Below are 13741 nucleotides of genomic sequence, written 5' to 3'. Positions count from 1 at the left end.
CCCCGCCGATGGACATCAGGGGCGACCCCGGCAGGGGTGTGGCGCCGACGTGGTGGGTGGCGAGGTCGCGGGCCTTCCCGGCGGCGACGTCACGGGTGTACTGCAGCATCGTGAGGAGGGTGGTGCGCTCGTCCCACGCGCTCGGGGTGTCGTCCGGTGTCATGCCCCGACCCTGTCGCACGGGTGGGACACCCGCCACCGGGTTTCCGCGGGGCGCCCCGCGTCAGTTGAGGTTCCAGGGGCGGTCCGGCGACGGCGGGACGACGCCGAGGGTCTGGGCCAGCCCCTGCTCCCGACGGACCAGGCGCAGGCCGAGCCGCAGCCGCGTCTCCGTGTCGGGGGCGGCGAGCAGCCGCTGCCGGTCGCCGAGGTCGAGCCCGACGGCGGTGCCGACGGTGTGCGACAGCTCGACGGGGTCGTGCGGCCAGTCGGGCACCTCGGCCCCCAGGGTCCTGGCGTAGCGGTTCAAGGCGTCGTGCAGGCGCGTGACCAGCTCGGCCACCTCCTGCGCGTCGCCCGGGTGCTCCTCGAGGACCGTCACCTCGCCGGTGAGGTAGGCCGAACCCGTGTCGGCGAGGCCGTCGAGGTGGAACCGCTCGGTCCCCGTGCTCACCACGAGGTACCGCCCGTCGCCGATGGAGGCAGCCTGCAGGACCCGGGCCAGGCAGCCGATCTCGTGCAGGTCGCGGGCCGAGCCGACACCCACCTCGTTGCCCTGCCGGATCGCCACCACCCCGAACTCGGGGACCTCCATCGCGTTGACGAGGTCGCTGAGCATGACGACGTACCGCGGCTCGAAGATCTGCAGCGGCAGGGAGGCTCCGGGGACGAGGACGGTGCCGAGGGGGAAGAGCGGGATCCGCGCCATGGGTCCACGCTAGGTGCGGACGGCGCTTCCCGACACCCCACGGACGACGTATGCCACGCCGCCGCCTGCGGGGGCCCGGCCACTAGGCTGCCCACGTGTCGCCCTACGTCGTCGTCGCCGCAGTGGTCGTGGTCGGACTGCTGCTGTTCGTGGCGGCCATGGGGGCGCGGCTGCTGCTCGCGCCGAGCGCCCCGACCAGGGCCAAGCTGACGACCTACGAGTCCGGCGTCGACCCGGTCGGGCAGGACTGGGCGCAGACCCAGATCCGCTACTTCGTCTACGCGTTCCTCTACGTCATCTTCGCGGTCGACGCGGTCTACCTGTTCCCCTGGGCGCTCGTCCTGCGCTCGGCCGACCTCGGGGCCGCCTCGCTCGTCGAGATCGCCGTCTTCATCGGTGTCCTGCTGGTGGGACTCGTGCACGCCGCGCGCCGTGGTCTGCTGAGGTGGCTGTGATGTCCGAGTCCACGAGGGTCGCCCTGCCCATGCCGCGCGTCGGCGCGGGCAACGAGCACGCTCCCCAGCCGATCCGCGTCGTGCTCAACTGGGGCCGGCGCTACTCCCTGTGGGTCTTCAACTTCGGCCTGGCTTGCTGCGCGATCGAGTTCATCGCCGCCTCGATGGCCCGGCACGACTTCATCCGGCTCGGGGTCATCCCGTTCGCGCCGGGGCCGCGCCAGGCCGACCTCATGGTCGTGTCGGGGACGGTGACGGACAAGATGGCGCCGGCCGTCCGACGTCTCTACGACCAGATGCCGGAGCCGAAGTACGTGATCTCGTTCGGGGCCTGCTCCAACTCCGGTGGCCCCTACTGGGACTCCTACAGCGTCACCAAGGGCGTCGACACGATCATCCCCGTCGACGTCTACGTGCCCGGCTGTCCGCCGCGGCCCGAGTCGCTCCTGCAGGGCATCATCAAGCTGCAGGAGAAGATCGCGTCGGAGACCCTGTCCACCAAGGGAATCCGGGCGAAGTACGCGGGACACCGCACCGCGTCCGCCGGTGAGGTGACCCGTGGTCTCGTGGCCCCTCCCGTCCACGCACCGCGCTCGAAGACCGGGGACCCGTCGTGAACGACCCGGCCACCGTGCAGCGCCGTGAGGTGTCGCCGCCGGCGTGGGTCTCCGCGGTCGAGGGCGCGCGCGCCGAGGGCTTCACCTTCTTCGACTGGCTGACTGCCGTCGACCAGACCGACTCGGCCGAGGACCCCGGGTTCGACGTGGTCTGCCACCTCATGGACGGGTCGACGCCGAAGTCGTTGCGCCGCATCATGATCCGGACCCGCGTGCCCGATGGTGGGACGCTCGCCAGCATCACCCCGGTCTTCCGCGGCGCAGCGTGGCACGAACGCGAGACGCACGAGATGTTCGGGCTCGGGTTCGACGGGTTCGACGACGGCACCGGGCAGGACCTGCGGCCGCTGCTCCTCCCCGACGGGTTCGAGGGGACCCCGCTGCGCAAGTCGTTCGTCCTGGCCGCCCGTGCCTCGAAGGCCTGGCCCGGCGCCAAGGAGCCCGGCGAGAGCGAGCACACCAAGCCCACCGGGCGCCGCCGTGTGTCCGCCCCCGGTGTGCCCGATGCCGAGTGGGGTCCGCGGTGACCGCGCTCGAGGCCCTCGAGGTCGTGCTCCGCTCGGTCGCCGTGCTCGCGGCCTTCCTGGTGCTGCCCCTGCTCGTCGGGCAGACCGAGCACAAGGTGATGGCCCACATGCAGGGACGCCTAGGACCCATGTATGCCGGTGGGTTCCACGGGTGGGCCCAGCTCGTCGCCGACGGGGTCAAGTTCGTGCAGAAGGAGGACATCACCCCGGCCGCTGCCGACAAGGGCGTCTTCCGGTTCGCCCCGGCCGTCGCGCTCATCCCGTACCTCGTGGCCATGGCCGTCATCCCGCTGTCGCCCGACGTCGTGGCGGCTGACGCCCCCGCCTCCGCGGTGCTCGTCCTCGCGGTGACGGCCGTCGGGATCCTCGGCACCCTCATGGCGGGTTGGGCCAGCGCCAACAAGTACTCCCTGCTCGGGGCGATGCGGGCGGCCGCCCAGCTGCTGTCCTACGAGCTGCCGCTGGTGCTGTCCGTGGCGTCGGTCTGCCTCGCGGCCGGGTCGCTGTCCCTCTCCGGCATCGCCGCCGCCTGGTCCCCGTGGTGGCTGCTGTGGCAGCTCCCCGGTGCGGTCGTCTTCCTCGTCGCCGCCGTCGCAGAGCTCCAGCGGCCCCCGTTCGACATGCCGGTCGCCGACAGCGAGATCGTCTTCGGCGCCTACACCGAGTACACCGGACTGCGGTTCGCGTTCTTCCTGCTGAGCGAGTACGCCGGCATTGTCGTCATGTCGCTGCTGTTCGCCGTGCTCTTCCTCGGCGGCTGGCAGGGGCCGTTCAGCGACCAGCTCGGCTGGGTCTGGACGATGCTGAAGGGGTTCGTCATCGCGGTGGTCGTCATCTGGCTGAGGGTGTCCTGGCCGCGACTGCGCGAGGACCAGCTCCAGCGCCTCGCCTGGCTCGTCCTCGTGCCGCTCGCCCTCGCGCAGCTGGCCCTCACCGGTGTCTGGGTGGTGGCGAGCGCATGACCGAGCCGACGACACCCAGCACGACACCGAGCACGACACCGGAGCCCACGAAGCGCAGCAGTGGGGGCGCCATACCGGGGATCCTCAAGGGGCTGGCCACGACGGCACGCACCCTGGCGAAGCCGTCGCACACGGCCGAGTACCCGGACGTGTCGCCGCACCTGCCCCCGCGCAGCCGGGGCGTCATCGCCCTGCTCGAGGAGAACTGCACCTCGTGCATGCTCTGCGCCCGCGAGTGCCCGGACTGGTGCATCTACATCGACTCGCACAAGGAGACGATCCCCGCGACCACCCCGGGTGGACGCGACCGCCAGCGCAACGTCCTCGACCGGTTCGCCATCGACTTCAGCCTCTGCATGTACTGCGGCATCTGCATCGAGGTGTGCCCGTTCGACGCGCTGCACTGGAGCCCCGAGTTCGAGTACTCCGAGCTCGACATCCGCGACCTGCTGCACGAGAAGGACCGGCTCGGGCAGTGGATGCCCACGGTCCCGCCACCGCCCGCGCTCGACGAGCACTCCGCCGAACCGGCCGAGATCGCCGCGACCAACAAGCCGGCCCGCCCCGTCCGCACCCCCGCGGCCCGTCCGACGCGGGTGACTCCCCAGCCGGAGGCGGAGGCGTGACCGGCCTCGACGTGGCGTTCGCCGCGGTCGGGCTCGTCGCCGCGGCCAGCGGGCTGCTCGCCGTGACGACCCGCCACGTCGTCCACGCGGCGCTGTGGCTCGTGGTCTGCCTCGGCTCGGTCGCCGGGTGCTACCTCGTGCTGGGCGCGGAGTTCGTCGCGCTGGTGCAGGTCCTCGTCTACGTCGGAGCCGTCGTCGTGCTCGTGCTCTTCGCCCTGATGCTGACGCGCGCCCCCATCGGGCCGCACGCGCAGATCGCCACGAGCCGCCTCCACCGGGTCCTCGCGGCGGTCCTCGGCGCGGGCGTGACCGCGATGCTGGCGGCGGTCCTCCTGCCGCTCGCCGTCCCGGTGTCCCGTCGGGAGACCGACACGACCGAGCTGGCGAGCCAGCTGTTCGGCACGTGGGTGTGGCCGTTCGAGCTCTTGTCCCTGCTGCTGCTCGTGGCGCTGGTCGCAGCCCTGGCGGTCTCCCGCGTCGCCGGGCGCGGAGCCCGCGAGGCCGGGCGGAGCACCCCGTGATCCACCTCGCTGGCCCCTACCTCCTCGCCTCCGTGCTCGCCGGCCTCGGCGCGTACGGCGTGCTGGCCCGCCGCAACGCGGTGCTGGTGCTCATCGGGGTCGAGCTGATCCTCAACGCCGCCACCCTGCTGCTCGTCTCCGTCGGCGCCTCCGGCGGGGACCGCTGGGCGGCCGGCAACGTCCTCACCCTGTTCGTCATCACCATCGCCGCGGCCGAGGTGTGCGTCGCTCTCGCCGTGGTCCTGGCCGTCTACCGCCTGCGCGGCGACATCGACCTCGACCGGACCCGCTCGTGAGTGCCGCCGCGACCCGGCTGGTCGTGCTCGTGCCGGTCGTCGCCGCCGTGCTCGGGCTCTTCCTCGCCCGACGACGGGAGGGCCTGGACCCCCGGGCCGCCCGTGCGGTCGCGGTCGGTGGGTCGCTCGTCACCCTCGCTGCAGCCGTCGCCCTGCTCGTCGGGGTGCACACGACCGGGCAGGACCGCGCCGTCGGCACCCTCCCGGCCCTCGCCGCGGGCGAGCTGCGCATCCCCTTGCTGCTGCAGGCGACCACGGCGACCGCCCTGATCGCACTCGTCGTCGCCGTCGTCGGCTGGGCCGTCCAGGCGTTCGCGGGCTGGTACCTGCGCGAGGACGACCGCTACGGCGTCTTCGCGGCCACGGTCTCGTTGTTCACCGCAGGCATGCTCGTCGTGGTCACCTCCGCCGACCTCGTGCTGACCCTCGTCGGCTGGGAGGTGATGGGTTGGTGCTCCTACCTGCTCATCGGTCACTGGAGCCGCAAGGAGTCCGCGCGCCGGGCCGCCCTCAAGGCATTCCTCGTCACCCGGCTCGCCGACGTCGGGTTCGTCCTCGGGGTGGTGCTCCTCGCCGCGGGAGCCGGCTCCACGGCCTACCGGGCGGTGCTGGCGCACTGGGCGCCGGCCACCGAGTGCGCGGACTCGCTGGCGGCGGCCTGCGCGGCGCCGGACGGCACGCTGCGGACGGTGGCCATGGTGCTGCTCGTCATCGGCGTCCTCGGCAAGTCCGGCATGGTGCCGTTCCACGACTGGCTGCCCGACGCGATGGAGGGCCCGACGCCCGCGTCCGCCCTCATCCACGCGGCGACCATGGTGGCGGCCGGGACGTTCGTGCTGGCCCAGCTCTTCACCCTCCTCGCGGCCAGCGACGGGGCCCGCTGGGTGCTGGCGGTCAGCACCGCCGTGACCATGGTCTGGGCCGCCCTGCTGGCGTTCGGCCAGAGCGACCTCAAGCGGCTGCTGGCCTACTCCACCCTCAGCCAGGTCGCCCTCATGCTGTCGGCGCTCGCAGTGGCGCCGGCCGACGAGGGCCCGGGTGCCGGGGTGCTGCACCTGTACTCCCACGCGTTTTTCAAGGCGTTGCTGTTCCTCACGATCGGGTGGCTCAGCGTCACCGTCGGGGGCACCGCGGCGGCCACGCTCAAGGGGGGCCTGCGTGGCCACCTGCTGCTGCGCCCCGCCATGTTCGTCGGGCTGCTGTCGCTGGCGGGGGTGCCACCCCTCGTGGGGTTCGTCTCCAAGGAGCACGTCCTGTCCGCTGCCGAGGCGGGTGCGTCCGACGCCCCCGTCCGGGCATGGCTGGTCCTGCTCGCCGGCCTGCTGACGGTCGCGCTGACCGCGGCGTACTGCATGCGCGCCTGGCTCGTCCTCGACGACCTTGGGACCGCCGACGTCGCACGCCACGAGGCCGACACGGCCACCGGGCCGGTGCGGGCGGCGGTGGCCGTCCTGGCGGTCCTCACCGTCCTCGGCGGGATCGTGGTGTTCACGCCGCTGATCGACCTCGAGGGCCACCTCGGGTGGTTCGTCGCGCTGCTGAGCCTGCTGCTCATCGCCGGTGCCGCCCTGGGGGTGCGCCGCGTCACCGCCAGCCGGTACGGCGCGGGGGAGGACCCCGCCCGCCTCGTCGGAGCACGGCAACCTGCCTTCGACGGCGGCTTCGGGGTGGACCGCCTGTATGTCGTGCTCGTCGCCCGGCCCGTGCTCGCCACCGCCCGGCTCGTCGTCTTCCTCGACCGCGAGGTCGTCGACGCGTACGTCCGGGGCGCCGCCGTCGGCGCCCGGCTGGCGGGGCGTGGCGGCGACCGGGCCCACCGCGCCGAGCGGGCGGCGACCGGGTTGGCCTGGGTCGTCGCCGGTGCCGTCACGGTGGCCCTGGCGGGGGTGGCGCTGCGGTGATCCTCCTCGCCCTCGTCGTGCCGGCTGCGGTGGCCACGTGGCTGCTCACCGCCGGTCGGAGCCTGCCGCACCGTGCCACCAACCTCACGTCCGCCGTCACCAGCGTCCTCACGCTGGCGTTCGTCGTCGCGAGCGTCGTCCTGCGGCCCGAGGTGGACCGGGCCTGGGTGCCGTCCCTCGGGCTGCGGTGGCACCTCGCCGTCGACGGCATCAGCGCGCCCCTGCTCCTGCTCACCGCCCTCCTGGGTGTCGCCGTCGTGCTGCACACCCGGGAGCGGCCTCCGGTGGGCGGCACCAGCGCCGCGTTCCACGCCTGCCTGCTGCTCGTCGAGGTCGGTGCCCTCGCCACGTTCTTCGCCCGCGACGCCGTGCTGTTCTTCGTGGCGTTCGAGGTGGTGCTCGTGCCCATGTGGGTGCTCATCACGCGCTTCGGCGACGCCCACCACCCGGCGGCGCGGGCCGAGGCCGGGGCACGCTTCGTCCTCTACACGGCCTTCGGCTCCACCCTGATGCTCGTCGGGATCCTGGCCCTCGTGACCCGGGCCGGCACCTCCGACCTGGGGGTCCTGGCCCAGGACGCCGGGCGCGGACTCTCGCCGACCACCCAGCTCGTCGTGGCCTCGCTCCTCGTGGCCGGCCTCGCCGTCAAGGTGCCGGTCTTCCCGCTGCACACCTGGCTGCCCGCGGCCCACACCACCGCCCCCACCGCCGGCTCGGTGCTGCTCGCCGCCGTCCTGCTCAAGATGGGCACCTACGGCCTGGTCCGCCTGCCGCTGGCCACCGTGCCCGACGGGTTCGCCCGGGTCGCACCGTTCCTCGCCGTCCTCGGTGCCGTCGGCATCCTGTGGGGAGGCCTGGCCTGCCTCGTCGAGCGTGACCTCAAGCGCCTGGTCGCCTACTCCTCGGTGGCACACATGGGGTTCGTCGCCATCGGGCTCGCGAGCGGCACGCGCACCGGTCTGCAGGCGGCGCTGTTCGCCAACGTCGCCCACGGCGTCGTCTCAGCCCTGCTGTTCGTCGTCGTCGGCGGCCTCAAGGAACGCTGGGGGAGCGCGGACCTCGACACCGCTCGAGCCGCGGTGCGCGAGGTCGCGCCTCGCCTCGGTTTCGCGCTCATCCTCGGCCTGGCCGCCTCCCTCGGGCTGCCCGGCCTGGCCGGCTTCTGGGGCGAGTTCCTGTCCGTGTATGCCGCGTGGTCACCGGGCGACGACCGGTCGCTCGGGCTCTTCCGCGCCGTCGCGGTGGTCGCCGCGCTCGGCACCGTGCTCGCCGCCGCCTACGCGCTCCGGGTGGCGCGACTCGTGTGGGCCGGCGACCGGACCTCGCCGCCCATCGAGGACACCCGCGGCAGCGAGTGGGACGTCGTCGTCGTCCTCGTCCTGCTCACGGTGGTCCTCGGTGTCGTCCCCGGTCCGTTGCTGTCCCTGACGCACGACACCGTGAGCACGCTGGTCGGAGCCGGGCCGTGAGCACCGTGGCCAGCCTCGACTGGCCCGTGCTCGGTCCGGTCCTGGCGCCGGCGGCGGGTGCCGTCGTCGTGCTCGTCGCCGACGCCGTGGCCCCCAGGGTCGCGCGGCTGCACGCCGTCGTCGGGGTGCTCGCCCTGCTCGTCGGTGCGGCCCTGGCTCTCCCCGCGGCCCTCGGGTCGACCGACGTGCCACGGCGCTCGCTGTGCCTGCCCGCGCCCGACGGCTGCCTGTACGAAGCAGGACCGGTCGTCGGCGCCCTGCAGGTGGGGGCCCTGCTCGCCGCCCTCGTCGTCCTGCTCCTCGTGTGGCCGCCGCGGTCCGGGACCCGTGACCAGCTCCTGCGGGGAGGGCCAGCCGTCCTCGTGGCGCTCCTGCTCGCCGCCACTGCCGGGGCCACCGGCGTCGCCGCCGCCCACGACCTCGGCTCGTGGCTGGTCTGCCTGGAGCTGGCGACCCTGCCCGCCATCGCCCTCGTCGCGCTGCGGGCGACCCCGGACGCGGGACGGGGCGCCCTGGCCCTGCTGACGACCTCGCTGGTGTCGTTCGCCCTCGTCGTCCTGGGTGCCGCCCTGTGGCTGCTGTCGACCGGGGCCGCGGTCTTCTCCGGACCGGCAGTGGCGACCGCGCTCGCCGACCCGCAGCGGCGTGCCGTGCTGCTCCTCGGGCTGCTGCTCCTGCTGGCAGGGGTCGGCTTCAAGCTCTCGCTGGTGCCGTTCCACGTGTGGACGCCCCAGGCCTACGCCGGCGGCACCGAGCCCGTCGCTGCGTTCCTCGCGGCCACGTCCAAGGTCGCCGCGCTGGCGGCCCTGCTCGTCGTCCTGCGTCCACTGGCGGGCTCGGGCCACGGCTCCGGGGCAGCCCCGGTCCTCGTCGTCGTGGGCATCGTGGCCGCGGTGTCGATGACCGTCGGCAACCTCGTCGCCCTCGTCCAGGACGACCCGGTCCGGCTCCTCGCGTGGTCGACCGTCGCCCAGGCGGGCTGGGTGGTGCTGCCGTTGTCGGTCGCGACGACGCAGGCCGACCAGGCCTCCGGCGCCTACCTCCTCGCCTACGTCGTCGCCACGCTCGTGGCGTTCGTCGTGGTCCACCTCGTCGCCCGGTCGGCCCCGACCTCCGACGGCGGTGACGGACCGTCCCGCGGCCGGACGCTCGCGGCATACACGGGACTGCTGCGGGAACGACCCCTCCTGGGCGGTGCGCTCGGGCTGGCCCTGCTCTCCCTCGCCGGGCTGCCGCCCGGCGTCCTCGGGCTGGTGGCCAAGGTCGTCGCCCTGCGTCCCGTGGTCGGGGACGGGCAGTGGGTGCTCGCCCTCGTCGCCGTCGCCAACGCCGTCCTCGGCATCGCGGTCTACCTGCGGTGGTTCGCGGTGCTGCTGCGCGATCCCGCGCCGGTCGGGCGGGGTGCTGGGGACCTGGAGGGTGCCGGTGACGGCGACGAAGGTCCCGTCGAGGAGCTCCTCGGAGGACCAGTCCCACGGCCCGCCCTGGCCGCCCTCATCCTGTCGGGAGGGGTCCTCGTCGCCGCGAGCGTGCTGCCCCAGCTGGTGCTCGGCCTGCTGGGCTGACCAGGGAACGCCCGAACCTGAGGGAGCGTTGAGGCTGACATGCACAACCACTTCAACGGACTCAAGACCGCGGCCCTGTTCGGCGGGATCTTCGCCGTGCTGCTGGCCATGGGCTCCGTCATCGGCAGCGGCCGGTACATCTGGCTGTTCGCCCTCCTCGGTGTCGGGATGACGGCCTACGGCTACTGGAACTCCGACAAGCTCGCCATCAGGGCCATGCACGCCTACCCGGTCAGCGAGGCCCAGGCGCCCGCGATGTACCGGATCGTCCGGGAGCTGTCGACCGCCGCCGGCAAGCCGATGCCCCGCCTCTACGTCAGCCCGACCTCGGCGCCCAACGCCTTCGCCACCGGACGCAACCCCGAGAACGCCGCCGTCTGCTGCACCGAGGGCATCCTCGGCCTGCTCGACGAGCGCGAGCTGCGCGGCGTGCTCGGCCATGAGCTGATGCACGTGTACAACCGCGACATCCTCACCGGCTCGGTCGCTGCCGCGATCGCCGGTGTCATCACGTCCGTGGCCCAGATGCTCATGTTCACGAGCATGTTCGGCGGTGGCGGCAACGACGAGGACCGCCCGAACCCCTTTGCCCTTCTGGCCATGGCGCTGCTGGCACCCTTCGCCGCGATGATGATCCAGATGGCGATCAGCCGCACCCGCGAGTACGACGCGGACGAGGACGGCGCGAAGCTGACCGGCGACCCGCTCGCCCTCGCGTCGGCCCTGCGCAAGCTCGAGACCGGCGTCGCCCGCGCCCCCCTGCAGCCGACCCCGGCGATCCAGAACTCCAGCCACATGATGATCGCCAACCCGTTCCGGCCTCAGGACGTGTCGCGGTTCTTCTCGACGCACCCGCCGATGACGGAGCGGATCGCCCGCCTCGAGCAGCAGGCCTACGGCTTTCGCCAGAGCTGAGAGCGCCCGTCGGACGCACCCCGAGGGTGCGTCCGACGGGTCCTGCGACAGGCCGGCCGGGGGTGGTTTCGGCAAACGGCTCCGGCACGGTATGGTTGGCGCAGTTGCAGTTGCAGTTCCTCGTCTGAGTGGGCCCGCCAGTGTGCGGGCCTTTTTTCTTCAGCGGCTTGTTCCGTGTCGTGGTGGTGTGCGCAGCTGGTGAGTCGCGTCCGCGACCCACCTCGGCCAACAGGAACGAGAAATCCCATGGCACAGGGAACTGTCAAGTGGTTCAACGCTGAGAAGGGCTTCGGCTTCGTGGAGCAGGACGGCGGCGGCCCCGACGTCTTCGTGCACTACAGCGCGATCGAGTCCAGCGGCTACCGCTCGCTCGACGAGGCACAGCGCGTGGAGTTCGACATCACGCAGGGCCCGAAGGGCCCGCAGGCCGAGAAGGTCCGCGTCATCTGAGCCACCGCAACCGGTGAACTCCACCGAAGCCCTCGACCAGTTCTGGTCGGGGGCTTCGGTCTGTCCGGGGGCCGGTGCTGGTTGAATCGCTCCCATGCCGTCCCTCACCAGGTCCGAAGCCCGCGAACGTTCAGCCCTGCTGCAGGTGACGCGGATGGAGGTGGACCTCGACCTCGACCAAGGGGAGGAGCGGTTCGGCTCGTCGACGCGGATCACGTTCTCGTGCAACGACCCGGGCGCGTCGACCTTCGTCGACGTCAAGCCTGCCGAGCTGCGCTCGATGGTCCTCAACGGCGAGCCCGTGGACGTCACGACCCTCACTGACGGCCGCGTCACCCTGAGCGGCCTCGCCGCCGACAACGTGCTCGAGGTCGAGGCCCAGATGTCCTACAGCCGGGACGGGCAGGGACTGCACCGCGCCGTCGACCCTGCCGACGGTGAGCACTACGTCTACGGCCACCTGTTCCTCGACGCCGGCCCGCGCGTGTTCGCCTGCTTCGACCAGCCCGACCTCAAGGCCCCGTATGCCGTGACCGTCGCCGCCCCGGAGGCGTGGACCGTCCTCGGCAACGGTGCCGCCACGAAGGTGGCCCCCGGTCGGTGGGAGCTCGCCGAGACCAAGCCGCTGGCCACGTACTTCGTCACGGTCTGCGCCGGTCCCTACGCGTCCGTGCTCGACGAGCACGACGGCATACCGCTGGGCATCCACGCCCGTGCGTCCCTCAGGGAGGCCCTCGAGCGGGGGGCGCCCCAGATGCTCGAGGTCACGAGGGCGAGCTTCGACTACTACCACCAGCTCTTCGGCATCCGGTACCCGTTCGGGGAGTACCACCAGGTCTTCGTGCCCGAGTTCAACGCGGGCGCGATGGAGAACCCCGGCTGCGTGACCTTCCGCGACGTCTACGTCTTCCGTGGGGCGGCGGCCCGGGACGAGATCCTCACGCGCTCCAACACGATCGCCCACGAGATGGCGCACATGTGGTTCGGCGACCTCGTGACGATGCAGTGGTGGGACGACCTGTGGCTCAATGAGTCCTTCGCCGAGTACATGTCGCACCGCACGCTGGACGCGGCGACCGAGTTCGGGACCGAGGCGTGGGTGGACTCCACCATGGCCCGCAAGGCCTGGGGGTATGCCGCGGAGCGCACCCCCTCGACCCACCCCGTCGCCGGCTCGGCCGCGCTCGACGCGCAGTCGGCCCTGCAGGACTTCGACGGGATCTCCTACGCCAAGGGTGCCGCGACGCTGCGCCAGCTCATCGCCCACATCGGTGACGACGCGTTCATCGCCGGCGTCTCCGCCTACCTGCGCGAGCACTCGTTCGGCAACGGCACGCTGGCCGACTTCATGGGGTTCATGGAGCGCGCGAGCGGCAAGGACCTCGGCGCGTGGACGCAGGCCTGGCTGCTCACCGCGGGGGTCGACGTCATCTCGCTGGACCGCGCTGCCGGTGCCGTGGACCGCACCGTCCCGGAAGCGTTCCCGGCCGACCGGCCGCACACCTTCGACGTGGCCGGCTTCTCGGCCGGTGCCGAGACCTTCCGCGTCCCGGTGACGACCTCGGGCGACCGGACCGTCGTCCCCGAGCTGGCGGCGGCGCCTGCCGGCGACCTCGTGGTGCCGAACGCGGGAGACCTCACCTGGGCCACCGTCACCCTCGACCCCGACTCGATCGCCGCGGTGCCCGAGCAGCTCGCGCTCGTGCCCGACCCGCAGGCGCGCGCGGTCGTGTGGGTGTCCCTCATCGACGGCGTCTGCCTCGGCACCGTCGACCCCCGGGTCATGGTGCGCACGGTGGGTGCGGCGTGGCCGCACGAGGACAACGCCTCGATCCTCAACCGCTCGGCGGGCAGCCTGCTCGGCCGGATCATCCCGACGTTCCTGCCGCACGAGGAGCAGGGTGACGCCGAGCAGGTGGTCGCCGCGGCAGCAGCATCGGTCCTCGCAGCGGCGGAGCCCGGGTCGACCCGGGCCCTCGTGGCGGCCCGCGCCGTCGCGCGCACCTCCGCCGACGAGGAGCTCCTGCGGGCGTGGGCGGCCGGCGAACGCCGCCCCGTCGGGCTCGAGGGCGACTCGGACTTCGGGTGGATCGTGGTCCGCAACCTCGCCTCCCACGGACTCGCCGGTCGCGAGCTCATCGAGACCACCCGCGAGCGTGACGACACGCTGCAGGGACGGCTCAGCGCGCTCATGGCCGGTGCATCGATGCCCGACGCCGAGGCCAAGGCGTGGGCCTGGGGTCAGATCACGACGAACCGTGAGCGCTCCAACTACGAGCTCAACGCGCTCGCCCAGGGCTTCTGGTCCTCCGGGGAGCTCGACGTGCTCCGCCCGTATGCCGCGCGCTACTTCAGCGACGTCCCGGCCATGAGCGCCTGGGTCGGCGACGACGCGCTGGCACGGGTGGCCCAGCTCGGCTTCCCGTCGCGGGTCGTCGAGGAGGCGACGGATGACATGGCCAGGGCGGCACTGCAGCGCACCGACCTGACGCCGGCGGTGCGCCGGGGCATCGTCGACGCGCGGTCCGAGCTGGGGGAGGCGCTGCGCTCGCGCGCCACCTTCGGGTAG

General features: G+C 72.8%; 14 protein-coding genes. 13 read left to right on the top strand and 1 reads right to left on the bottom strand.

Going from position 1 to position 13741, the window contains the following annotated elements:
* Positions 1-223 precede the first annotated feature (223 nt).
* Positions 224-868 (bottom strand): LON peptidase substrate-binding domain-containing protein, encoded by a 645-nt coding sequence (locus ASD62_RS08200; RefSeq protein WP_056915537.1) that lies wholly within the window; start codon positions 866-868, stop codon positions 224-226.
* A 95-nt stretch (positions 869-963) separates the two neighbouring features.
* Between ASD62_RS08200 and ASD62_RS08195 the strand changes: the two genes are divergently transcribed.
* The 13 genes from ASD62_RS08195 to pepN all read left to right on the top strand — a co-directional run bounded on the left by ASD62_RS08195 (position 964) and on the right by pepN (position 13741).
* Positions 964-1323, top strand: a complete 360-nt coding sequence (locus ASD62_RS08195) for an NADH-quinone oxidoreductase subunit A (protein ID WP_056915536.1) — start codon at positions 964-966, stop codon at positions 1321-1323.
* Positions 1323-1940, top strand: coding sequence for an NADH-quinone oxidoreductase subunit B (locus ASD62_RS08190; protein ID WP_056915535.1), 618 nt, complete (start codon positions 1323-1325; stop codon positions 1938-1940). The genes ASD62_RS08195 and ASD62_RS08190 overlap by 1 nt, the downstream gene beginning before the upstream one ends.
* Positions 1937-2467, top strand: a complete 531-nt coding sequence (locus tag ASD62_RS08185; protein WP_056915534.1) for an NADH-quinone oxidoreductase subunit C — start codon at positions 1937-1939, stop codon at positions 2465-2467. The genes ASD62_RS08190 and ASD62_RS08185 overlap by 4 nt, the downstream gene beginning before the upstream one ends.
* Entirely contained in the window at positions 2464-3429 is a 966-nt protein-coding gene (gene nuoH / locus ASD62_RS08180) for an NADH-quinone oxidoreductase subunit NuoH (protein WP_056917250.1), read from the top strand. Before ASD62_RS08185 ends, nuoH begins: the two co-directional genes overlap by 4 nt.
* Positions 3426-4055, top strand: a complete 630-nt coding sequence (locus ASD62_RS08175; RefSeq protein ID WP_056915533.1) for an NADH-quinone oxidoreductase subunit I — start codon at positions 3426-3428, stop codon at positions 4053-4055. The genes nuoH and ASD62_RS08175 overlap by 4 nt, the downstream gene beginning before the upstream one ends.
* On the top strand, positions 4052-4576 hold the full coding sequence (locus ASD62_RS08170; RefSeq protein ID WP_056915532.1) for an NADH-quinone oxidoreductase subunit J: 525 nt from the start codon (positions 4052-4054) through the stop codon (positions 4574-4576). Before ASD62_RS08175 ends, ASD62_RS08170 begins: the two co-directional genes overlap by 4 nt.
* Complete coding sequence (gene nuoK, locus ASD62_RS08165) at positions 4573-4872, top strand: NADH-quinone oxidoreductase subunit NuoK (RefSeq protein WP_056915531.1); 300 nt, start codon at positions 4573-4575, stop codon at positions 4870-4872. Before ASD62_RS08170 ends, nuoK begins: the two co-directional genes overlap by 4 nt.
* Positions 4869-6773 carry an NADH-quinone oxidoreductase subunit L gene (locus ASD62_RS08160; protein WP_056915530.1) on the top strand — a complete coding sequence of 635 codons (1905 nt, stop codon included), beginning with the start codon at positions 4869-4871 and terminating at the stop codon, positions 6771-6773. Before nuoK ends, ASD62_RS08160 begins: the two co-directional genes overlap by 4 nt.
* Positions 6770-8242 (top strand): NuoM family protein, encoded by a 1473-nt coding sequence (locus tag ASD62_RS08155; protein ID WP_056915529.1) that lies wholly within the window; start codon positions 6770-6772, stop codon positions 8240-8242. Before ASD62_RS08160 ends, ASD62_RS08155 begins: the two co-directional genes overlap by 4 nt.
* Positions 8239-9807, top strand: a complete 1569-nt coding sequence (locus ASD62_RS08150; RefSeq protein WP_056915528.1) for a proton-conducting transporter membrane subunit — start codon at positions 8239-8241, stop codon at positions 9805-9807. The genes ASD62_RS08155 and ASD62_RS08150 overlap by 4 nt, the downstream gene beginning before the upstream one ends.
* Before the next feature lie 39 nt (positions 9808-9846).
* A complete protein-coding gene (gene htpX / locus ASD62_RS08145) occupies positions 9847-10722 on the top strand; it encodes a zinc metalloprotease HtpX (protein WP_056915527.1) in 876 nt (291 codons plus the stop codon).
* Between the two features lie 246 nt (positions 10723-10968).
* A complete protein-coding gene (locus tag ASD62_RS08140) occupies positions 10969-11172 on the top strand; it encodes a cold-shock protein (protein ID WP_056915526.1) in 204 nt (67 codons plus the stop codon).
* 94 nt (positions 11173-11266) lie between these two features.
* Positions 11267-13741 (top strand): aminopeptidase N, encoded by a 2475-nt coding sequence (pepN, locus tag ASD62_RS08135; RefSeq protein ID WP_056915525.1) that lies wholly within the window; start codon positions 11267-11269, stop codon positions 13739-13741.

The sequence above is a fragment of the Phycicoccus sp. Root563 genome (assembly GCF_001427915.1).
GTDB lineage: Bacteria > Actinomycetota > Actinomycetes > Actinomycetales > Dermatophilaceae > Pedococcus.
Note: the sequence above shows the minus strand (reverse complement) of the source record. Positions and strands in the feature narration are given on the sequence as shown.

What these genes read in the sequence shown, in the direction of transcription:
- ASD62_RS08200 (WP_056915537.1), bottom strand. Translation starts at nt 868, where the DNA reads ATGGCGCGGATCCCGCTCTTCCCCCTCGGCACCGTCCTCGTCCCCGGA.
- ASD62_RS08190 (WP_056915535.1), top strand. Translation starts at nt 1,323, where the DNA reads ATGTCCGAGTCCACGAGGGTCGCCCTGCCCATGCCGCGCGTCGGCGCG.
- ASD62_RS08175 (WP_056915533.1), top strand. Translation starts at nt 3,426, where the DNA reads ATGACCGAGCCGACGACACCCAGCACGACACCGAGCACGACACCGGAG.
- htpX (WP_056915527.1), top strand. Translation starts at nt 9,847, where the DNA reads ATGCACAACCACTTCAACGGACTCAAGACCGCGGCCCTGTTCGGCGGG.
- ASD62_RS08140 (WP_056915526.1), top strand. Translation starts at nt 10,969, where the DNA reads ATGGCACAGGGAACTGTCAAGTGGTTCAACGCTGAGAAGGGCTTCGGC.
- pepN (WP_056915525.1), top strand. Translation starts at nt 11,267, where the DNA reads ATGCCGTCCCTCACCAGGTCCGAAGCCCGCGAACGTTCAGCCCTGCTG.